20 protein-coding genes, 3 pseudogenes and 1 riboswitch are annotated in these 19,906 nt (G+C 36.4%); of the genes and pseudogenes, 9 read left to right on the plus strand and 14 right to left on the minus strand.

The window, feature by feature from the left end:
* The first annotated feature begins 28 nt into the window (after positions 1 to 28).
* Genes CJ483_RS22815 through CJ483_RS22830 form a run of 4 tightly spaced genes read left to right on the plus strand, consistent with a single transcriptional unit; the run spans position 29 to position 2,779 of the window.
* The gene (locus CJ483_RS22815) at positions 29 to 697 is read left to right on the plus strand and encodes an ABC transporter substrate-binding protein (protein WP_120038763.1); all 669 of its coding nucleotides are present in this window, start codon (positions 29 to 31) and stop codon (positions 695 to 697) included.
* Positions 698 to 717: 20 nt separating this feature from the next.
* The gene (locus tag CJ483_RS22820; RefSeq protein ID WP_182917190.1) at positions 718 to 1,086 is read left to right on the plus strand and encodes a substrate-binding domain-containing protein; all 369 of its coding nucleotides are present in this window, start codon (positions 718 to 720) and stop codon (positions 1,084 to 1,086) included.
* Positions 1,087 to 1,115: 29 nt separating this feature from the next.
* Positions 1,116 to 1,934: an ABC transporter ATP-binding protein gene (locus CJ483_RS22825; protein WP_120038422.1), complete on the plus strand. Its 819-nt coding sequence runs from the start codon at positions 1,116 to 1,118 to the stop codon at positions 1,932 to 1,934.
* Between the two features lie 20 nt (positions 1,935 to 1,954).
* Positions 1,955 to 2,779 carry an ABC transporter permease gene (locus CJ483_RS22830; protein WP_182917191.1) on the plus strand — a complete coding sequence of 275 codons (825 nt, stop codon included), beginning with the start codon at positions 1,955 to 1,957 and terminating at the stop codon, positions 2,777 to 2,779.
* A 673-nt stretch (positions 2,780 to 3,452) separates the two neighbouring features.
* Here CJ483_RS22830 and CJ483_RS22840 read toward each other — a convergent pair.
* Positions 3,453 to 4,574 carry a class II histone deacetylase gene (locus tag CJ483_RS22840; protein ID WP_120038427.1) on the minus strand — a complete coding sequence of 374 codons (1,122 nt, stop codon included), beginning with the start codon at positions 4,572 to 4,574 and terminating at the stop codon, positions 3,453 to 3,455.
* Between the two features lie 148 nt (positions 4,575 to 4,722).
* Between CJ483_RS22840 and CJ483_RS22845 the strand changes: the two genes are divergently transcribed.
* The gene (locus CJ483_RS22845; protein WP_120038429.1) at positions 4,723 to 5,439 is read left to right on the plus strand and encodes a LuxR C-terminal-related transcriptional regulator; all 717 of its coding nucleotides are present in this window, start codon (positions 4,723 to 4,725) and stop codon (positions 5,437 to 5,439) included.
* A 245-nt stretch (positions 5,440 to 5,684) separates the two neighbouring features.
* Here CJ483_RS22845 and CJ483_RS22850 read toward each other — a convergent pair.
* The 3 genes and pseudogenes from CJ483_RS22850 to CJ483_RS22860 all read right to left on the minus strand — a co-directional run.
* A pseudogene (locus tag CJ483_RS22850) lies at positions 5,685 to 6,140 on the minus strand (asparagine synthase-related protein); the annotation flags it as partial.
* Positions 6,141 to 6,421: 281 nt separating this feature from the next.
* Positions 6,422 to 7,999 (minus strand): S-layer homology domain-containing protein, encoded by a 1,578-nt coding sequence (locus CJ483_RS22855; RefSeq protein ID WP_120038431.1) that lies wholly within the window; start codon positions 7,997 to 7,999, stop codon positions 6,422 to 6,424.
* The gene (locus CJ483_RS22860) at positions 7,990 to 8,373 is read right to left on the minus strand and encodes a hypothetical protein (RefSeq protein WP_120038433.1); all 384 of its coding nucleotides are present in this window, start codon (positions 8,371 to 8,373) and stop codon (positions 7,990 to 7,992) included. The genes CJ483_RS22855 and CJ483_RS22860 overlap by 10 nt, the downstream gene beginning before the upstream one ends.
* Positions 8,374 to 8,644: 271 nt before the next feature.
* Between CJ483_RS22860 and CJ483_RS22865 the strand changes: the two genes are divergently transcribed.
* Entirely contained in the window at positions 8,645 to 9,175 is a 531-nt protein-coding gene (locus tag CJ483_RS22865) for a WGR domain-containing protein (protein ID WP_120038435.1), read from the plus strand.
* Between the two features lie 31 nt (positions 9,176 to 9,206).
* On the opposite strand, the gene CJ483_RS22870 is transcribed toward CJ483_RS22865, so the two are convergent.
* The 4 genes from CJ483_RS22870 to CJ483_RS24715 form a co-directional block, all read right to left on the minus strand.
* A complete protein-coding gene (locus CJ483_RS22870) occupies positions 9,207 to 9,506 on the minus strand; it encodes an antibiotic biosynthesis monooxygenase family protein (protein ID WP_120038437.1) in 300 nt (99 codons plus the stop codon).
* Between the two features lie 298 nt (positions 9,507 to 9,804).
* Positions 9,805 to 9,915 carry a DUF6980 family protein gene (locus CJ483_RS25900; RefSeq protein WP_481747754.1) on the minus strand — a complete coding sequence of 37 codons (111 nt, stop codon included), beginning with the start codon at positions 9,913 to 9,915 and terminating at the stop codon, positions 9,805 to 9,807.
* A 60-nt stretch (positions 9,916 to 9,975) separates the two neighbouring features.
* Entirely contained in the window at positions 9,976 to 10,536 is a 561-nt protein-coding gene (locus CJ483_RS22875; protein ID WP_120038439.1) for a hypothetical protein, read from the minus strand.
* A 538-nt stretch (positions 10,537 to 11,074) separates the two neighbouring features.
* Positions 11,075 to 11,224 (minus strand): hypothetical protein, encoded by a 150-nt coding sequence (locus CJ483_RS24715; RefSeq protein ID WP_182917193.1) that lies wholly within the window; start codon positions 11,222 to 11,224, stop codon positions 11,075 to 11,077.
* 20 nt (positions 11,225 to 11,244) lie between these two features.
* Positions 11,245 to 11,330: riboswitch (cyclic di-GMP riboswitch) on the minus strand.
* A gap of 556 nt (positions 11,331 to 11,886) precedes the next feature.
* Here CJ483_RS24715 and CJ483_RS22880 point away from each other — a divergent pair.
* Complete coding sequence (locus tag CJ483_RS22880) at positions 11,887 to 12,354, plus strand: hypothetical protein (RefSeq protein WP_120038441.1); 468 nt, start codon at positions 11,887 to 11,889, stop codon at positions 12,352 to 12,354.
* Positions 12,355 to 12,837: 483 nt separating this feature from the next.
* Here the strand turns inward: CJ483_RS22880 and CJ483_RS22885 are convergent, their stop codons facing one another.
* Positions 12,838 to 13,644, minus strand: a complete 807-nt coding sequence (locus CJ483_RS22885; protein ID WP_120038443.1) for an aminoglycoside adenylyltransferase domain-containing protein — start codon at positions 13,642 to 13,644, stop codon at positions 12,838 to 12,840.
* A gap of 471 nt (positions 13,645 to 14,115) precedes the next feature.
* On the opposite strand from CJ483_RS22885, the gene CJ483_RS22895 reads away from it, so the two are divergent.
* Complete coding sequence (locus CJ483_RS22895; protein ID WP_120038446.1) at positions 14,116 to 15,066, plus strand: nucleoside hydrolase; 951 nt, start codon at positions 14,116 to 14,118, stop codon at positions 15,064 to 15,066.
* A 272-nt stretch (positions 15,067 to 15,338) separates the two neighbouring features.
* Entirely contained in the window at positions 15,339 to 16,025 is a 687-nt protein-coding gene (locus CJ483_RS22900) for a YjjG family noncanonical pyrimidine nucleotidase (protein ID WP_120038765.1), read from the plus strand.
* A gap of 291 nt (positions 16,026 to 16,316) precedes the next feature.
* On the opposite strand, the pseudogene CJ483_RS22905 reads toward CJ483_RS22900, so the two are convergent.
* The 5 genes and pseudogenes from CJ483_RS22905 to CJ483_RS22925 form a co-directional block, all read right to left on the minus strand.
* Positions 16,317 to 17,377, minus strand: a pseudogene (locus CJ483_RS22905) (suppressor of fused domain protein).
* A 136-nt stretch (positions 17,378 to 17,513) separates the two neighbouring features.
* Positions 17,514 to 18,118, minus strand: a pseudogene (locus CJ483_RS22910) (ABC-2 transporter permease).
* Positions 18,111 to 18,977, minus strand: a complete 867-nt coding sequence (locus tag CJ483_RS22915; RefSeq protein WP_120038448.1) for an ABC transporter ATP-binding protein — start codon at positions 18,975 to 18,977, stop codon at positions 18,111 to 18,113. Before CJ483_RS22915 ends, CJ483_RS22910 begins: the two are co-directional and overlap by 8 nt.
* A 5-nt stretch (positions 18,978 to 18,982) precedes the next feature.
* Positions 18,983 to 19,354: a GntR family transcriptional regulator gene (locus CJ483_RS22920; RefSeq protein WP_120038450.1), complete on the minus strand. Its 372-nt coding sequence runs from the start codon at positions 19,352 to 19,354 to the stop codon at positions 18,983 to 18,985.
* Positions 19,355 to 19,369: 15 nt separating this feature from the next.
* Positions 19,370 to 19,675 carry a YfzA family protein gene (locus CJ483_RS22925; RefSeq protein WP_120038452.1) on the minus strand — a complete coding sequence of 102 codons (306 nt, stop codon included), beginning with the start codon at positions 19,673 to 19,675 and terminating at the stop codon, positions 19,370 to 19,372.
* Positions 19,676 to 19,906: the final 231 nt, after the last annotated feature.

Raw genomic sequence — 19,906 nt, forward strand, 5'->3', positions numbered from 1 at the left:
TTAAAACTATTTTAGGAGGGGAAATAATATGTCTAGGAAAAAGTTTTTGGTAATAGTTCTTTTATGTTTAGTGTTAATAGTATCTGCCTGTAGTCAAGGAACAACGACGGAAAGTGAAGACAGTTCAGGAAAAAAAGCAGTTAAGCTTACTTTTGCAGAACCAGCAAGGATTTTGTCAGTTGCTCCATTTTATGTAGCTATTGAGCAAGGATTTTTTAAAGATGAAGGCATTGAAGTTGAAATTGCATCTGGCGGTGGTGGCTCACAAGTAATCGCTTCTGTCTTATCAGGTGAAGCTCAATTTGCGGTCTCAGGTCCCCGCAGTATGTTTGCTCCCCTTGATAAAGGAGAGGATTTACTAGCAATCCAATCTTTAAACTCGGCTCTAACTTATCAAATTACACTCTCTAAAAAGTACCAAAAGAAAAAGAACATTTCTAAAGATTCACCACTTAAGGATAGAGTTGCCTCGTTAACTGGCGCCACCATTGGCACAAACCTTGTTGGGGATTCCGGAGATGTTTACACCCGGTATTTAATGAAACTGCATGGTGTTGATCCAAACACTCTCGAAACTGTCAAATTAGCAGGCGATGGATCGAAAATTGGCGGTATGCAAGAGGGAATTGTTGATGGTGGCATTGCCTCACCCCGATGGGTTTACAAGCAGAAAATAAAGACGTCGGCGAAATCGTAATTGACACAATGGAAGAGCCCATGTACAAAAATATGGTTTGGGAAGTTGTTTTTGCCGATAAAGATTATTTAGAAAAAAATCATGATACATCTTTAAAAGTGGTTCGAGCAATTGGAAAAGGAATGGAATTCACGCGTGATAACCCGAGAAAAGCAGCGGAATCTATCACCTCCTACTTTGAAGGAATCGATGTAGAGATCCTTGAAAAATCATTAATCGGATTAAAAGATACGTTTAAAGGCTACGGAGAAATGAATCAGGAAGCTTGGGATAATGCGCAAGATCCATTAGTTGAATTTGGAGAGATGTCAGGTGTTTCTACCAAACAAGATACCACTGAAGATGTTATTTGGACAAACAATTATATCAAAGAAGCTTTTAAAAAATAATTAATCTAGAAAGGAGAGAATCCAATTAAATGGGGACTACAAAACCACTGCAAAAATTAAAACTGTCGACTCGTTTTTTAAATGTTACCTACGTAAACAATAAAACCGGCGTAGAAGTGATTGCCTTAAAAAATATAAATCTGGATATTAAAGACGGCGAATTTATCTGTATCGTAGGACCAAGCGGCTGCGGGAAAACAACTTTTTTAAATACGGTAGCTGGCTTACTAAAGCCTAGCAAAGGAGAAATACTGCTGGACCAAAAGAAAATTGATGGCCCAGGCAAAGATAGGGCGATGGTTTTTCAAAATCCTAGCCTCCTGCCTTGGAGAACAGTTTTAGATAACGTACTCTATGGAGCTGAGCTACAAAAACAAGTATCCACAGATAAAAAGCGGGAAGCTAAAGAATTTATTGAGATGGTTGGTTTAAAAGGCTATGAAAACCACTACCCTCATGAATTATCAGGGGGAATGCAACAGAGAGTAAATTTGGCTCGCGCATTGACAGTCAATCCATCATTGCTATTACTGGACGAGCCGTTTTCAGCATTGGACGCGCAAACTAGAGAATTTATGCAAAGGGAGTTACTCAGAATATGGAGCGAAACAAAGAAGACCAGTATTTTTATTACACATCAAATTGATGAAGCCGTATTTTTAGCAGATAGGGTATTTGTCTTTGGAGCAAGACCTGGGCGCTTGGTGGAGATTATAGATGTAAATACACCGAGACCAAGAGATCTCCATGTGAAGCGCAGTCCAGAATTTTTAACGTTTGTAGATCATATATGGTCTATTATTGAAAAGGAATCTTCAAAACAGGGTTTTGACGATAAAGAAAAGTAATGAAGGGAAAGGAGACTATTATGACTAAAGGTGCTATCCAAGTTGCACAATCGGAGCCTAAAATAAAAAAACCAAAGAAATTAAAAAAGGAGAAAAAACCTTTTATTATTAGCTCTGTTTCTGTTTTACTTTTTCTACTCCTCTGGGAAATTGCTTCCCAAAATGAATGGATAAACCCATTATTTATCAGCTCACCAATTGAAATTTCACAAGCAGCATTTTTAATGGTACAGGAAGTCTCCTTTTGGGAAAATATGAAAGTAAGCGGTTACGAATTCTTAGCAGGTTTTGTTTTAGCTATACTTATTGGAATTCCAATTGGCGTGTTCTCGGGCTGGAACACTAACTTTAATGCAGTGGTCAATCCTTTTATTTCAGGACTATATGTCACTCCTAAAGTTGCTCTTTTACCCGTGATTGTCATTGCATTCGGAATTGGACCTGCATCCAAAATTGTTATAGTATTTTTGATGGCCTTCTTTCCAATAGTGATGAGCGCACAAAAGGCGATGTTAACTTTAGACCAAAATTTGATCAAAGCAGCAAGAACATTTAACGCAAGTGAGTTTCAAATTTTTAAAACAATAGCGTTGCCTTCAACCGTACCGTTTCTGTTGAATGGCATCCGCCTGGGGATCGGTCAAGGGCTAATCGCTGTAGTTGTAGGTGAGCTGTTTGCTTCAACAGCTGGCATTGGATATCAGTTAACAAGCAATGGCCAAAACTTACAAACAGATCGGATGTTTGTCGGAGTATTAGTAATTACTATAACAGGTTTAATCCTTACTTCTTTATTGGGTATGATTGAAAAACGATTTTCCTCTTGGAAACCAGACCATAGTTAATAAATTTGGTTCTGATGCACAGATAGATAAAAATAGTAAACTCATATATTGCTAACGAACTCATACCTCTCAAGCCCAAACAATTGAAGTTTCTTCTGATCTTGGACAGATTGATTTACGACATCAATCTGTTCTTTTTTGAGCATATACATCGCTTTGCTCAAATGTGACTTTGAAATAAAATGAAAGCTTTCAGAAACTCAAGAACTGAGAATTCTTTTTACAGCAGCCAAGAAGGCTGGTAAATTATCATCATTCAAAAAGTGACCAGCGTTATCTACCGTCACCAATTGACAACTCGGAATCAGCTCAGAAACTTCCTGCAATTTGTTTTGAGGAATATGACCGGACCCACCTCCTATAATAAGAGACGGTATGCTTATGTGGTTAATACGCAGCCACCACTTGGGATTAGGCTCATTAAGTTGATGTAAAATCGAAGGACAACTAGCCAATCAAACGGTAGAGGATCAAAAGGTTTCGAAGGGACTTCGATCGGCTTATCTCAAAAAGGAGGCGGAGTGTCTTCAACAATCAACCTTTCTCTCCTTGACGGAAATGTTTCCGATAAGAGATAGAATACTGTTTTGCCCATGGAATGACCAAGTAGCCAGTCCATAATGCATACAAATATAAAAGAAGAAACCCCTATTTCAGGGGTTTCTTCTAAAAACTAAGCTTTCACAGTCAAATCCCAATAAGCTGATTGAATTTCCTTAACCTTTAACACGTATTCTTTTTGAATATCATATAATTCGTCATATGGTAGGTCTTTAAATCCTTCTACAAAAGGATCTTCAACTTCTGTACGATTACCGCTCATTTCCTCAACAATTGCTAAAGAACAGAAAGGTACGTATGCTGCACTATATCCGCCTTCATGACAAGCCACTAATTTACCTTCGCAGTGCTTCTCAGCTACATCCATCATAAATTTAGTCATTTGTCTGTAACCATCTGCATTTACCATCATCCGTGCAAGTGGATCAAATATACCTGCATCCTGACCAGCAGAGATGATAATTAGCTCCGGTTTAAATTGATCAGCAATAGGCTGTACAACTTCTTCTAACGCATACATGTATCCAGCGTTTCCTGTACCCGCAGGGAGTGGAATGTTAATATTTCGACCAATCCCCTCTCCCTTACCAACATCCTCTCGACTTCCCCGGCCTGCTGGATACAAACGTTCTTGATGAAGTGAAATGAATAATACATTTGGGTCATCATAGAAAGCTGATTCCGTTCCATTTCCGTGATGCACATCCCAATCAAGAATCATAACACGCTCTAATCCAAGTACATTACGAGCGTACTTTGCTGCGATTGCAACGTTATTAAATAAACAGAAGCCCATCCCTTTATCTGCCTCAGCGTGATGGCCTGGAGGACGCGTTAATGCGTAAGCATTATCCACCTCACCCTTAACAACAGATTCAACTGCTGTAATCGCTCCACCGGCCGATAGCAGGGCAATTTCGTAGGAACCTTTCCCTACGAGCGCTAGTTCACCTGCATCGCCAAAACCAGCTTCACTCAACTCTTTTACTTTATTTATATATGACTCGGGATGGTAAAAACTAATTTCTTTAATAGTTGCAGGGCGAGGTTTAATTTGAGTTAATTTGTCCATTAGTCCACTTACTTCAAGTAGATTTTTAAAGCGCCTTTTAGTTGCAGGGTTTTCAGAATGCACATCGGTTTCGATATAACCTCCAGGAGGCATAAACAAAGCACCATTCCCTGTATCATGCCAGAAATACTTCTCATCACAAATAAATGCTGTTTTCTTCACCGTAACCCCTCCAATCATTTAATTCATCCGCTGCTAATTTCATTAAATGACATTTTTAAGAATATTACTATCACCCGATCGGGTGATTTGATAGAATATTCTTAATATTGTATTTTCATTACATTTAATCAGTTAAAGGAGGGATTTTATGAACAGCTATACGTTGACCCCTAAAGAGTATGAGAAAATTATTCATTTTTCAGCCCAAATTACTTATCCAGTGGAAGATATCCGCTTACACATTCAACATAAATTAGAAGAATATTTTGGATTCACTCAAACCATCTTTTGGTATTCGGATGATCAAGGGAATTTAAGCGATCCTCTTAACTATAAACTAAGTGATAGAGCACTCATAGATTACTTGACTGAATATCATTTTTACGACCTCTTGCATCCAATGAAAAATGTAGAGTTATTTCGTGAAAAAAAAGTTATTCGATTAGCCGACCTTGTCTCAAGCGATCAGTATGAAAATTCACGTTTTTATCATTCGTTTTTGAAGAAATACGGGTTTCACGATGAAATGGTAGTGGTGCTTGCTCATCAGGGGAAATTCGTAGGAGCCATTGGAATGGCTCAAAAAGAGAACACGAATAAATTTACAACTAATGATCGCAACATATTACACCTCATATCAGACGTTATAGCATCTGTGCTTTTACATCAATTAAAAGATGAAAACGAATTTGGTCTATTGTCAAAAAGAGAGCAAGAGGTTGTTGAGCTGATTAAAAAAGGATGGACTAACCAAGTTATAGCAGATACATTGCACATCTCCGTAAACACGGTAAAGAAGCACTTACAAAATATTTATGAAAAATATAGCGTAAATAACAGAACACAATTAGTCCAAAAACTATAACTAACCTGCCTGGCATAAAGGATTGCAAAACTACATAAGAACGAGAACGATGGGGTTTATACGAAGATCCATGTAAATTATAAACTAAATGTTATTTGCTCTAATACAACTTCTCCACGATTGATTAATTGAAACAAATTTTATAATTGTAAGTCTCAGTCTTTTGTTTCCATTAAACCGCTATTAGTACGAAGCCATCTATTGAAAAAAGCCCCCCGACAGCAGTCTAAGCGCAACAACTAAAACTAAATTATGGTTATTGGAAAACGAGTTGTTTTTTTATGTTGTGTACTAAACGCTTTTTCTACATCATATACCTCTTCAACATAAACCTGGTGCCAGATTATAAATACAAGAATAGTCCAGATTTTACGGCTATTATCCTTTTTGTTATCTACGTGCTCTTGCAGCAGCCGCATCACTTTCTACTTGTTAAATAAATAGTCAGTCCTGCTTGCTTGAATTAAGTTAACCGCCCAATTGCACATTTTATCTTTTAGCCAGTAGCGGACTGGCACGGAAAAACCAAGCTTTTTACAATGTAAGACATGATCGGTCACAATACCTGCTGCCGCTTTACGCAGGACTTATGTAGTCGTGCTGTTTTTAACTTTTTGAACTGTAGCAATCGTTGAAGCGATATCAAAGACTTCCCGATCCAAAAACGACGTACGCAATTCCAGCGAGTGAGCCATCGTCATAACCTGCTGACGGCCAGTAGATGGGATTGGTAATACCTGTATAAGATAAGTTTAATGTGCAATTAGACTGTTACATAGTATAGACGAATAGACACTATAAAAAAGTTTGCTCAAGGAGAGATTTTTACCGTTCATAAAGATTGCTTTCAGGAAAACTAAAACACTCCCTTTATCTTTCCGTTCTTTCTTCATGCGCTTTCTAAATAAAAAAACACGCTGCTATTGAGCAGCGTGTCATACGGTAGGCGAAAATAATTATTCTTGGTATTCTTTCATCTTTATTACTTCTGTAAATGAATTGTCCGATATAGAAAGGCAGCAGTTTGTGCGCGTGTGACTTTTTGAGTCGGGCCAAATGTTCCATTTGAATTTCCGATAGCGATATTATGGGCTGCGAGAGCGTCGATATAAGGAGAGGCCCAGTACTCTTTATTTACATCCTTGAATGGCTTTGTCGGATGCCCCTTCAAGTTAAAAGCGGCTGACAATAGTTTCGCTAATTGTGCACGAGTCAGTTCCTCATTTGGTCTGAATGTTCCATCCTTAAAACCGGAAATTATACCTTTTTGCTTAAGAAAGTGAATATACGGTAAGAATTCATTGTCAGATGCTACATCTTTAAATACAGTTGAATCTTTGGCAAGTGTGTGATCAAAGCCTAGGGCATTGGCTAAAAGTTTAGCAGCGTGTGCTCGTGTTACCGTTTTATTTGGCTGAAAACTGCCATCCTTGTATCCACTTATATACCCTTTATCAACGAGGAATTGGATTTCTTTATAAGCCCAAAAATCAGACCCGACATCTGTAAATGTCATAGAAGTCTTCTCTCCTTTTACCCAGTTGCCGATATCTTTAATAACTTCTATTGGGACATTCGCTGGAATAGCATACTCAGAAAAATCAGGTTTTCCCTTATAGTTAACAAGCAAATGGATCAAATCAGGGTACATTTTATAAGAAACATTTTTCCGTTTCGATAAAGCATTCTGCCAATCTTGCAAATCTGAAGGCGGTACTTGTAAATCCTTTGCTCCCTGCATAATAAATAAAGGAACATTTTGCTTAGCTGCTAGCTTTGTAGGGACATAGTCGCGAAGTTCATACCACCAATAGGCATTTGGAAGCTGAAACTCCTTTGGGATATGATCTTTAGAATAAGCGGGATTATTAATTAAAGCTATTTGTTGCTCCCAAAAAGCAAGATTTGCTTTTGCTGCTTCTAGCTGCTCAGGAGGCAATCCTTGTTTCTTCGCTCTTTCCAATGCATCTTTTTGCTGCTGTAACATCAAATCTTGAAACTTGCCGCTTGGTCCTGATACGATGATTCCACCTTTAATCAGGTTATTTTTATCCGTTTCCAAAATGCGCGGCATTGCATACCCGCCTTGACTATGCCCCAATACATAAACTTGATCACTCACTTCAGGCAGCGTATGTAACAGTTGGACCGCGTTTATCGCATCCTGAATCGTTTCTTCTTGAAGGGTAAATTTAGGAGAGAAACCTGTCTTTAAATGATGTTCTCTTGTTACTTTTTCATACCGAAGAACAGCTATCCCCTCATTAGCCAGACCTACCGCCATATCCCGAAAAGCTTTAGTTGAGTTTAAGGATTCGTCTTGATCATTGGGTCCTGAACCATGCACCAGAACAATCGCTGGAAAGGGTCCTTTCCCTTGTGGAATAGTTAGCGTACCTGGAAGCGCAAACTCTCCTTCGCCAATCTTCACTTGCTGCTCAATATAATTCTCTTGTTTTTCATATGTTGGTTTCTTATACTGACTTGGCGGTGAATAATAAAATGGGATAAAAAAGTCATCCACACGACCGGTTTCATCTAAATTAACAGTCACTTCCATAGGGGAAACCCCCCCTCATAGGTCATTACGATATTTGTATGTACGGCATTTCTTACTTTCTTTACAGATACTTGCTTACCGATTTTTCCAAAAACAGACGTTTTCGCCTGCCAAATATATGATAATTCTTGTTGGGTCATATGTTTTTTTAAATTTTCATTCAATAATGCATAGGCCTCGTCCCATTTTTCATTAGTAATTGCCGTTATAAATGAAGTGGCTATTTGTTCAGCATTTGCTGGCGCAATCGTGTTCACTGCTTCCTGCGCTTGTACATGAGATAAGTCATCAGCGGGAATCGCTATACCGCTTATACCGATAGCCGTTGCAAGTAAGACCGGACTAATCTTTTGCCATTTTTTATGATTTTTCATTTTTCCCCTCCGTTCCATATTTCAGGAAAATACCTGTTAAACTTATAGTATAATAGGTGGATTAGTACTACAAGCTTTTCTAATAAAGTAATAAACTGGTTATTCAAAAAGACAGATCATTTATTTTCTTATCAGAAGACAAATGATCGTACTATTTGATTCAGTTTTTCCTGTCCCGCACCCATAATAAAGATAAAAATCCTTTATACTTTTTCTGCTTTCAAAATAAAAATGATAAAATCATTAACATAAAGTAGCGGTGGTGTTCATTTTGATTAAGATGATTAAACAACTTGATGATGAAATTGTTTATTGGGAAGTTTGGCGAGATGGCAGAACTTTAGTAATACATTATGGCACTGTTGGAGATACTGGCGAAACCGAGGAAAAGAAATTGGCCTTATCTCAAAAGGCGAAAAAAGTAATGGATGAATTGGCCAATGAAAAAGCTAACGAAGGCTATGATTATTTAGATGAAGATGAATTATTTGAACTTGTTGTTCAATACCCTTGCGAAGAAAATCAAATGGATGCAGTGCTTGAGAAGAGACACCATGTAGAGGAATTAATGAACGAATGTTTAGGCTGGACAGGCAATGGTGCGTGTGACGGTGGAGATATTGGCAGTGGAACAGCCAACATCTTTAATTATGTGGTAGACATAGAAAAAGCTACAAAAACCATCCTAAACGAATTAAAGAACAATAACTTTCTTGAGGGAGTAAAAATGGCGTACTTTCATCCTGAAGAAGAGAGCTATATCGCTTTGTATCCTGAAGGGACGAAATTTGATCCCATATAAAAAAGCATTGAGATGACTCAATGCTTTTTCATTAATTAGTAAAATCAATATTCTCAAAATGCTCCACTACTGGAAATGGATCATAGAAATGGTGCAATAACTCTTTCCACTCTTGATATTCCTTAGATTCCCTAAACCCTACGGTATGGTCTTCTAATGTTTCCCAGTTTACTAGAAGTAAATACCTTCCCTGGTCCTCCATACATCTCTGAAGAGTATGATTCACATATCCATTCATTGATGAAATAATAGTTGAGGCTTTTTTGAACGTTTTCTCAAATTCCTTTTCTCTTCCTTGCTTTACCTGCAGCATGGCAGCTTCTAATATCATGTAAAATCCTCCTTTTCTGGTTTTTATATATCATACGTCTTTGAATAGTTAACGTAAAGCTTGATAGAAAGCTAATTAAATTCTGAGTCAAATAACTCCAATCACAAAGATAAAAGCAACGGATTTTTTAATTCGAGAAAGAATGAGTTAGTAAAGAAGCTCGTTAAATTAATTCTAGATTTTATTGTGTATAGCAGCTTTCTTGGTTATAGGGAGAGAACGCCTTGAAAATTTAAAACCAACTAAAAAAGACTGCCTTGCAGCAATCTTTTCTGTACTCTTCCTAAATCGATTTTATTTAAAGCTTGCTGCCGCACCAAGGACAAAATTCAATAGTAACTGTAGAACTCCCTCCATCATGGATGATTAACCCATACTCTCCATTGTCCTTACAACAATAATTTTTCATTTCTTAGCATCCTTGCCTGAAGTATTTTCTCTATTTACATAACACTTGAAATAGCAGTGTTTATTTGTTCTGCTTCTTCATCCATTCTTTATACTCAGATTCAGTATATTCGTCCGTTTTCACAACAGTCCAGCGGCCATCTTTAACTTTTAGGGAAATCTCTATTAAAAGCTCCCCTCCTGACTCACTGTAATCATCATGCAAATAAACAATACCGCCATGAACAAGAGCAATTACTTCTTTGTCGCCTATAACTTTTACCTTCATTCGGTCATGGCTTTCGATACTATAATTGGCATCTATCAAGTTAAAACCTTCATTTAAGGATTCAGCTTCATTTCTCTCTACATTAACCCCTTTTTGAAGATCGTAATTTCTTTTTAGGTCTGGATATTGATTCCATAGGAGATTCATATCGTTGTTTATCACTGCTTGTGTTCGGTAATACATATACTTTAATACAATTTTGTTATATTTTCCCCAATCGGATGGTTCGGGTTCAATAAAACCATCTACACTTTTTTCTTTATTCACATTTACTGTTTCGACAGTATTTGGTTGGCATCCAAACAAAGAAAACACAATAATAGCCATGAAAGTTCTAAATAGACATTTATTCATGATTTCCCCCCATATATTCAGCTGCTAAAAGGAAACCTACAGGCTTTCTTCTTCTTGTAGAGCCCCTTCTTTAACCAATTATAAAGGAAACTAAAACTCAGGTAAATTTTTCCTAAAAAAGATGAGTTAAAGGAGAATTTAGGCGCGATAGAATGAGAGTTATAAACCCATGAAAATCACAAAAAAGCTATCTATCCGCCATGATAACAACCTGACCCTTAGATTCCCTATAGCCTGAAATACCAAAATGGGCATAGAAAGTTAAGCTTTTCTTGTTCCTAATGCAAAATTCAAAATTTTATTTTGAATTTTGCACATATTGAAATATGAAAAACCCCTCCCTAAATGCTTATGGTTTTGCACCAAAAGCTCTTGCACTTAGAGATCCAAATGGAAGTGCAAAGTAGGAATAACCTATGTACTCCTCTTGTATTACAAAGATTTAACAGGGTGGAAAGTATAAATAGACGAAAAAAGCCCCGGAACCTAAAGATTCAGGGCTCCCGGAACGCAACATATTTACGTTTATGTCGCTTTTCTACTGAGATAGTAACTCAATGGCTTTTTCTAAAAGAACAAGATCTTTAGTAATTTCTTCCTTAATTTGTTCATCTTTGCAACGTTCACGCTCGTCATACAAACGAGTAAGTTCTCTCATAAAGATAAATTGATCTTTACCATCATTCATGACGATGCGTACCTTCCTAATTCTGCAGCCCGGCTATCTTAGCATTAAATGCCTTAGATCCGTGGCTTTGCGTCCTAATCTTTCGATTAGTTTGCCTTTTATATTTAGAATTAATTTTACTATGAATTGGAAAGAAAATCATCAATAACTCCAAATTTTCTCCTGTGTCGCTGGGAATCGGTCGTATTTTTTACTACATCATAATCTTATATATGGTGCAATTAGCAGATTAAATCAATGTATTGTTTCTTTTTGCCGCCTGAATATTTGAATACCTAAATTTTTTCTTTCTCGTTTTATTTCGTCTATCCGTCCTTCTATGGCTGCTTGATGCCACTGGATTATCATACGCTCAAATTCATCCATTGCGTTATATCTATTTCTTTTGACAGTTCTTTATTTTTCTATTATAAATTGAAGTACTCCTAGTAAGATTTATCTTTCCACCTAACTTCATGCTATGGACCATTTTGTCTTTATGTGGGTTTTTATATAATATTGATGTGTCAATATTGTATAAAAAAGTGATATTTTATTCTCTTCACTCCTTATAGAATGGAAAAGGAAGGATAAAGCTGAAGAGAAAGCACTTAGAGAAATAGCGTTTATTATTTAGCGCAATGGGAAGCCTTTGTAGCGATCCCATAAGGAAGGGATACATTATGTTGACGTTTCAAAGATTAATAGCTAGTCAAAACTTTGAATTTTATAGAATGATGACTTCTGACTTTGACGATTTAGGGTACCTGATGTTTTATGATACTCATAGAAAAACAGTATTAAGCGATAATACTGTTTTAGCTGATAGTGGGATGACTGAGGAGGAATTCGAAGATTATTCTAGGGCTAATCATATTTCCGTCTTATTCTTTTCATACGTTGATACCGACGATAAAAAATATGAAAGTGAACTTCGCCAACTATTAAACTTTGTTGATGGCATGCTGGATTATAAACCAGACACTACCTATTTCATTGATATTTATGATATTGATACAGAATTAGAATTTGGCTATCCTGATGAATTTGAGAAGGTAAGTGAATTTGCAAGTTACTTAGTTGAGCTATCAAATAAAAAAATTGATGTCCCAAGAATTAATAGAGATTCTTTTAAGCATTTAACTCAGTGACAATTAATTTTTCCCAATCACTTTTTTATCTTATATTCTATATCCAGTTGACTGAAAAATGTCTTTCTGACCTTTTCTCATTAACATTATTGAAGTTGAAATAGCTGGTTATACAGTAAGAGTATATCCATGGTTTAGAGATTACTCACAAGTGTCTTAGAATTTTTGCATCTAACCTTTTTTATTAAACTTAAACATTTTAGATGTTGTACTTACTTATACAAATTCTAGGAAAGTATTATGGTAATTGATATAGAATCATTTTGTAAAGTAAACTAAAACTTTCCCAACCATACATCTGTCTCTTAATCATTTTCAGGGGGTAAATAAAAAGAATCCATTTTGAAAAAAGATTGATCAAAACGGATTCTTTTTCAACCTATTGAGCTTAATTTTTATAAAAAAGTTTAATCATTCTCTAGCTGTATTTCCTTGCAATCGTTCCTTTTTCTTGAAAAAACATTTATATAATAGTTAGATATTCTACATCTTATTACAATAATTAAGTATGTAGTCCATACATTGCAAGGTGTCATTAATCCGACGTTTCTTAGAATTATAGTAACGTACTCCTACCCCTTCTTGAATACTTATCGCTTCCCTAATAATGTTATGCCATCTGTCTGGCATATAATTAATTGCATATTTGCCTGCATCTACTTTTGAAATGATTTCATGTTCTTTAAGTGTATAGAATTGGCGTAGCATCCCAGTAATAGACCATTGTAATTCTTGCTCTAAAAATTTATTTGGTAATAGAAGTGCCATTCTTTCGAATCTCTTCATAGTACTTATTCGATTCAACCAATAGGTATTCATATTATTTAGTACATAATCAGTCAGATCACTTTTATCAACATCAAAATGAAATGAAGTAACATCAGGACCTATCATGCTGATGCCCTTGTTTTTTAGAATCCACCAAGTGACCGGGTTAATCTCATGATTGCTCCATCCTACTTTTCCTTCGTTTACATATAAACATTTTTTGGTTTCAGTCTGCTTCTTACCGATGTCTTCCCAAAGAAGATAGCATCCGTCCATTCCTGTTTTTTTATATTTGTTGGTTAAACTTCGGTGAGTATTAGATAGAATTTTTATCTCTGCTTCAGTTAATTGACGGTTAACAATTGCAATGAAATCAATATCACTAGAACCATGAATATAAGCATTAAGAGCAATGGAACCATGTAAATATAATCCTTCAAGGGTATTAGGAATTCGTTCATGAAATAAGGAAATATACTCATTTAAAATATTTTGAACTGGTGTGGGAACTTTTTGATCCATAAAAATAGCTCCTCTTTATTAGACTTTAATACGAGTTATTTCCCCCTCTTTTTGACTCGCATATTTTTTCCACTCACTGTAAAAAAACACCTCTTTAGATGATCGTACCTAAAGAGGCAAAACGGTGCAACTTTTTATAAACAGTATGACTTTATTCAACACATCGCGACCTCATTCCAAATCTACAGTACAGAGTATAGAACAAAAAAATCCTATATACCAATACAGGATTTTTAATCAAACTCTCTTGAAAACTATCAATCTTTTTTATAAAACTACAGCCCTCTTTCTCGATGCCATTTTTGTATAGCAATAATCACGTTGTTTAACTTTTAATAAAAAGAATTAAGACTACGTCTAATCATTCCATCCTAAAAAAGAACATATACTAAGCTATGTTCCTTTAATAGGAATAATTAGAAAATAGTTCCTATTCTACCCCTTTAAAGTAAACCTGCAAAGGATGGTTATATGAGAAAAAAGGTGTTATTGTTTGGAGATGTAGGCATTGACGATACGGTTGCCCTTTTATATGGTTATTTTAATGAACAAATCGATATCGTGGGCGTTGTGGCTGATTATGGGAACACCTCCCGTGATCAAACTGTACGAAACATTCATTATTTAATCCGGCTGTTTAACATTCCTGATGTTAAAGTGATTGCAGGAGCGAAAAAACCCATGACAGGAGAAGAACCAGTTTTTTTTCCGGAAATTCACGGTGTTTACGGCCTAGGACCGATTAAACCAGCTCCCATACAGGGACTGGAAGGGGCAATTATTGAAAACTTTCATGAGATTGTTAACTTAGTTGACCAATATAAAAAAGAATTAACCATTGTCAATATCGGCCGCCTTACTTCTTTAGCTATGTTGTTTATTTCACACAGTGGATTGATGGAGAAAGTAAAGGAATTTTATATCATGGGAGGAGCTTTTTTTGTTCCAGGGAACGTGACCGCTGTGTCGGAAGCCAATTTTTATGGGGATCCAATGGCCGCACAGATCGTTTTGCAACACGCGAAAAATGTAACGATTATACCCTTGGATATCACAGAAAAAGCCATCGTCACACCAGAGATGGTAGATTACATTTATGCAAAAGGAAAGGCAAAAATTCTTAAACCCTTGCTCGATTATTATTATCATTTTTATAAAAAACGCAATCCAGCCATTGAAGGAAGCCCTGTTCATGATGCTATCACATTAATGGCCATCATTCACAATGATTGGTTCAGCTTTAAAACTTTGCCTGTCCATGTTGTGACGGCAGAAGGAATTTCGCGGGGGCAAGCTATTGCTGACATACGTCCTTGGAAGACATTCGATGAAAACGAACATAAACACCGTATTGCTTTTTATCTCAATTATCAACGATTCTTTTCTGACTTTATGACCATCATGACAGATGAACAATTTTAAAGCTAAATGAGTCAACATAATTTGAATGGGGAAGCCTGGCTAATAAAGTGAACACCTTGTACGGGGAACCTGAGCTAACTATTGTACATCACGGCAACGAATAAAGATTCATTAAGAAATACCTCTCAGTCTTTATCTAACAGCCATTCAAAACTTTATTTTGCAAATGCGCTCTATATACTTCAATAAACAATAATGATTTGTGAGAGGAGGTTCATAGGAATCAGATAATTTTTAAGCAGACTTAACTGAATGAGAAAGTAGTGGGTAAAATGAAAAATTACGATATTATATTTTTTGATATAGATGACACACTTTTTGATTTTACTAAATCGGAGCAAGAAGCTTTTAGTAAAGTCTTTGATAAATATAATTTATTAAATAGCTTAAAGCTATACGAAAAGAGTTACCAAGAAATTAGTAAAGTATTGTGGAGAGATGTAGAAAGTGGAAAAGTAAGCCTTGTTGAACTAGGTCCAGAGAGATTTAGAAGATTATTTTTAGAACATGAACTCGAAATTGATGCCGTTGTATTTAATCAAGATTATTTAGGGTTTCTTGGAGAACAAACACATCTCGTCCAAGGAGCCGAAAAAGTCATTAGGGGTCTCTCGCATAAACGCTTAGCCGTTATTACGAATGGTTACACTGATGTACAAACATCAAGGATTCATCATTCCCCGTTAGAAGGTACATTTGAACATATTATTATCTCTGAATCCACTGGATTCCAAAAACCGCAAACAGGTATTTTTGATTATGCTTTTAATAAGCTACAGATTACAGAAAAAGCCAACGTACTAATTGTGGGCGACTCGTTGACTTCTGATATTCAAGGTGGAATGAACTATGGTATTGATACTTGTTGGTTCAATTCTCAGCACAAGGAAAATAACACCACTTTAACACCTACTTACGAAATAAATAAATTAGAAAGCCTGTTAGAGATTATAAAGTAAGTGCATAACGTCTTTGATGGTAACATTCACATTTCCTTCACGTTGTAAATCCATATTTTTCTGATGCCACATGCCTTATTTAAGAATTGGGCCCGTTTGTAGAAAAAGAAAAAATCCTGCCTATCAACTCAGGGGTTTTAGTTAAGCTTTTTATAAACATCGTGCTTTATTTCAAATCTAAAAAATGCAACATCGACGAACGAAAGAGCCCCTATGAGGGAGCTCTTTTATTTACATGCTAATCCTTTTGATTATGCTCTTTAATTATCAAACTTTATCTCCAAATCAGATCTACCCAATCGTTTCAACGACATGTCCCTCTGAATCTTTTACATCTGTTTTCACAATTTCAAAGACAACCGATTCTAAAGAAGGGATGGAAAACTTTTTTACACAAGGTTGAAGCTGCTCTGTTAATTCTTTCATGGCCTTTTCGTTTAACATAATCTCCATGTAACCTTCTTTTTCCGTTACCTGTGGCTGATCTCCGAATAAAAAAACAACTTTCGCTTCATTACTTACTAATCTAAGCGGCTCTTTTTTCACCGCACGCCCCTGAAGTACCTTCCCAATAGTATTCGCTTGCTTAGCTCCAAATGTTACGGTAGCAGGCAATCTCTTGAACAATTTTTTTGGGCAGGCTTCCATGTGATTTGTTCGTTAAAAAGAAAGCCAGTATTTGATCCGTCTGTTTTACTTCCTTTTTGAATAGCGTCATTTACCTTTGCGTCATGAAGAAAGGATGTACGCGATAGATCGGTAATATAATAGGGCATATGATTGGCACAGGCCTTTAAGACACCAAGTGTATTCCATATTTGCATGGCTTCCAATTCATCCGCTGTAATTCCCACAACTTGAATAAACTCGACCTTCCCATTCGGCGTATCCATACTAGACAGTTCAGGATCGTTCGTAAATGCAAGTGCTGTTAAAGCTGTATTTGATTCAAGGCAGATGGGGCCATTGGCATCCATGTAATCACCTTTTTTAAATACATTTCCACTTCCAAATATATATCTGGCAAGATTTTGTAAAAGGTTCAGTGCCCAGTTTGGCGGTTCTGTTTCATGATCCGCCTTTGCTAGCCTGAACGTTAATTCAAATCCAAAGCCGCTGTTTTCAGGATCTTCTGTTTCTTTTTCGTAGAGCTCTGAAAACCCATAGGTCACAAAATGCCAATGCTCAATAGGTTCTTTTGCCACATATACACTGATCCCATCTAAAGGGTCATTCCCCCCGAGCATATAGGAAATTAGCGTTCCAAAATGTTTAGGCTCTTGTTCTCCATATAAATCCTTCATTGCTTGATCAATTGCATCCCAACCAGCTTTATTTTCTTCTTCGTTCATCATATCCTCCCCAAATCCACTAAACATTGAAACTATTCTACAGCAAGTTATTACCAATGTCTAACCGACGAACCATTAATGAAACCGTTCTCTCTTGTTTGGCCCATACATCTTGAGATGAGCGAATGATATCATTTTAAAATGCTTTCCGCTGATAAATAACAGTGGTAATCCCCAAGAAGCAGCATAGAGTGTCAGGATAGCCACTGCCTCTCCTGTGTATAAAGCGGAGTTAGGTAAATTGAGGATAAAATCAGTTATCGCTGTCAAACGTTCAGCTATAAACAATACAATATGCGGACCTACCCCTGCTATAACGATAAAGCTAATAAGCACGACCGTTGTAATATAGCCCGGTTTGAAAATATGAAATAATGGGAAGGTAAACGAAGCGAATAATAAAAATAAGCCGCCGCCAATCGCCATATCAGTCATCGTAAACGATTTATTAAATACAAATAATGCTAGACTTGTCACACCACTAGCTAAAACCATATAAATAATGGCACCAAAATAGCGTGATGCGATAATTTCCTTACGTGTATAGGGTAGGGAATTTAACAAAATATTTGTCTCTGCTTTTTCATCATAGGCATACGTATTAAAAGGAATAAAAATACTGGCCACTAGAAAAATCAAAGCCGGATGTGAGTCCATAAAAATAAAAAATACAATAAAAGGAATAAAGATCAATAGCTGTCGTTTCTGTAGGATGACATCACGTTTGATTAAATTAAGCATAGCTTTTTCTTCCTTTCAAGTAATACATAATATCCTCTAGAGACGCTCGTTCAATGACAACCGAATTTCCAAAGATATCTTTGACTTCTTTAATATCATCGGTTAATGCTTCAAATCCTGTTGGTGCACGATGAATGTGAACAAAAGCTTTTTCTGTGTCTCTATCTAAAAGATCCACTCCTCCTCTAACGAGCGCATAGTTTTCAGCTACATCGTGGATGGATTGATTAAATACGACTTCTCCACTCTGTATAAAAGCGATATAATCTGCGATACGATCTAAATCTGTTGTAATATGCGTAGAGAAGAAAATGGTACGCTGACCATCAATCATTAATTCCTGTAACAACTCCAGCAGCTCCCGTCTAAAAATGGGATCTAAGCCTGCTGTCGGCTCATCCATAATAATCAGCTCTGCATGATGCGATAAGGCTATCGCCAATGACGCCTTCATTTGCATCCCTTTTGAGAAAGTTTTTATCGCTTTATTAAGCGGCAATTCGAATTGCTCGATATATTGATAAAATAGTGTATCATTCCAATGTTTGTAAGCTGGCGCTACAATGCGTTTTATATCTTTTAAATTCAGCCCTTCAAAAAATACGTTGCCATCATATACGAACCCAATCCGCTCCTTGATCGCCTTCTCATGTGTCGTGTAGTCTAAACCGAAAATCTTCACCTCCCCGTCATCGGGCTTTAATAGATTCATCATCATTTTGATCGTTGTCGATTTACCCGCTCCATTTGCTCCAATAAATCCCGTTACAAAGCCTTGCTTCACTTGTAAATTAATATTTTTTACAGAAAAATCTTTAAATCTTTTCGTGACATTCTTTAGTTCAACCACATTTTCCATCCGTTTCACTCCTCATATAAAATCTTCAATAATTGCTGCAATTCATCAAGTGACAGTCCAATTTCCCTACTATTCGTTATCACCGCACTTAGCTGCTCCTCAATCACCTTCAGTTTCTTCTCTCTGATAACCTCTAAATTTTGTTCTGCAACAAAAGAGCCTTTTCCAACAATAGAATAAATAAAGCCCGCCTTCTCCAATTCCTCATAGGCTCGTTTCGTTGTAATCACACTAATTTGCAAATCCTTTGCAAGCTGGCGTATGGAAGGCAATGCTGTCCCCTCTTGTAACTCACCTGCTAAAATAGACGATTTAATTTGATTCGTAATTTGCTCATAAATCGGCTCCTTTGAACTGTTGGAAATAATTATTTGCATGCCAATCCCTCTTCTTTACTTTTTTGAAAACATACTTGAAATAAGGTCTTGTACGGCCTGAATCATTATAGCTATAACGTGAATGGTCATGAACATATTAAAAAACGGGAAGGAATAAGGAATAATCCATTCTGTAAATAATCTCGATCCTAAAATTCCTCTCGCTATTCTGGCAAATAAATGGCCACTATCATTTATATTTGGCTCCAGGAAAGTGCCGTCAATAGCGACAAAGAGCAATTGAACCATCAAAAATAGTCCAATGGTGATCATCCAGCGTCTTGCTCGATTCATAGGAAGTGTTTTTTCTGCGCCTGACATTGAAGTTTTCTCCTCTCACGTTTTAACATCCTGAGTCTCTACTAAATGATCCTTAAATAGATAATAAGTGTAGCTGGCTGTTACCCTTTCAGTGATTGCCATTGAAGAGCGATTTACATATGGTCATTCAAACCTTTATATATTGTATATATACTATATACACAATATATACACATGTACCTCATCACGCAACCACTTTATTTGAATTAAAGGAAGTTTTTTCTTCACTGT

It is taken from the genome of Bacillus sp. PK3_68 (assembly GCF_003600835.1).
Taxonomy (GTDB): domain Bacteria; phylum Bacillota; class Bacilli; order Bacillales; family Domibacillaceae; genus Pseudobacillus.

Coding starts and splice junctions, on each gene's coding strand:
- CJ483_RS22815 (WP_120038763.1), top strand. CDS start 29: ATGTCTAGGAAAAAGTTTTTGGTAATAGTTCTTTTATGTTTAGTGTTA.
- CJ483_RS22820 (WP_182917190.1), top strand. CDS start 718: ATGTACAAAAATATGGTTTGGGAAGTTGTTTTTGCCGATAAAGATTAT.
- CJ483_RS22825 (WP_120038422.1), top strand. CDS start 1,116: ATGGGGACTACAAAACCACTGCAAAAATTAAAACTGTCGACTCGTTTT.
- CJ483_RS22830 (WP_182917191.1), top strand. CDS start 1,955: ATGACTAAAGGTGCTATCCAAGTTGCACAATCGGAGCCTAAAATAAAA.
- CJ483_RS22845 (WP_120038429.1), top strand. CDS start 4,723: ATGAACAGCTATACGTTGACCCCTAAAGAGTATGAGAAAATTATTCAT.
- CJ483_RS22855 (WP_120038431.1), bottom strand. CDS start 7,999: ATGGAAGTGACTGTTAATTTAGATGAAACCGGTCGTGTGGATGACTTT.
- CJ483_RS22860 (WP_120038433.1), bottom strand. CDS start 8,373: ATGAAAAATCATAAAAAATGGCAAAAGATTAGTCCGGTCTTACTTGCA.
- CJ483_RS22870 (WP_120038437.1), bottom strand. CDS start 9,506: ATGATATTAGAAGCTGCCATGCTGCAGGTAAAGCAAGGAAGAGAAAAG.
- CJ483_RS25900 (WP_481747754.1), bottom strand. CDS start 9,915: ATGAAAAATTATTGTTGTAAGGACAATGGAGAGTATGGGTTAATCATC.
- CJ483_RS22875 (WP_120038439.1), bottom strand. CDS start 10,536: ATGAATAAATGTCTATTTAGAACTTTCATGGCTATTATTGTGTTTTCT.
- CJ483_RS24715 (WP_182917193.1), bottom strand. CDS start 11,224: ATGAATGATGGTAAAGATCAATTTATCTTTATGAGAGAACTTACTCGT.
- CJ483_RS22880 (WP_120038441.1), top strand. CDS start 11,887: ATGTTGACGTTTCAAAGATTAATAGCTAGTCAAAACTTTGAATTTTAT.
- CJ483_RS22885 (WP_120038443.1), bottom strand. CDS start 13,644: ATGGATCAAAAAGTTCCCACACCAGTTCAAAATATTTTAAATGAGTAT.
- CJ483_RS22895 (WP_120038446.1), top strand. CDS start 14,116: ATGAGAAAAAAGGTGTTATTGTTTGGAGATGTAGGCATTGACGATACG.
- CJ483_RS22900 (WP_120038765.1), top strand. CDS start 15,339: ATGAAAAATTACGATATTATATTTTTTGATATAGATGACACACTTTTT.
- CJ483_RS22915 (WP_120038448.1), bottom strand. CDS start 18,977: ATGGAAAATGTGGTTGAACTAAAGAATGTCACGAAAAGATTTAAAGAT.
- CJ483_RS22920 (WP_120038450.1), bottom strand. CDS start 19,354: ATGCAAATAATTATTTCCAACAGTTCAAAGGAGCCGATTTATGAGCAA.
- CJ483_RS22925 (WP_120038452.1), bottom strand. CDS start 19,675: ATGTCAGGCGCAGAAAAAACACTTCCTATGAATCGAGCAAGACGCTGG.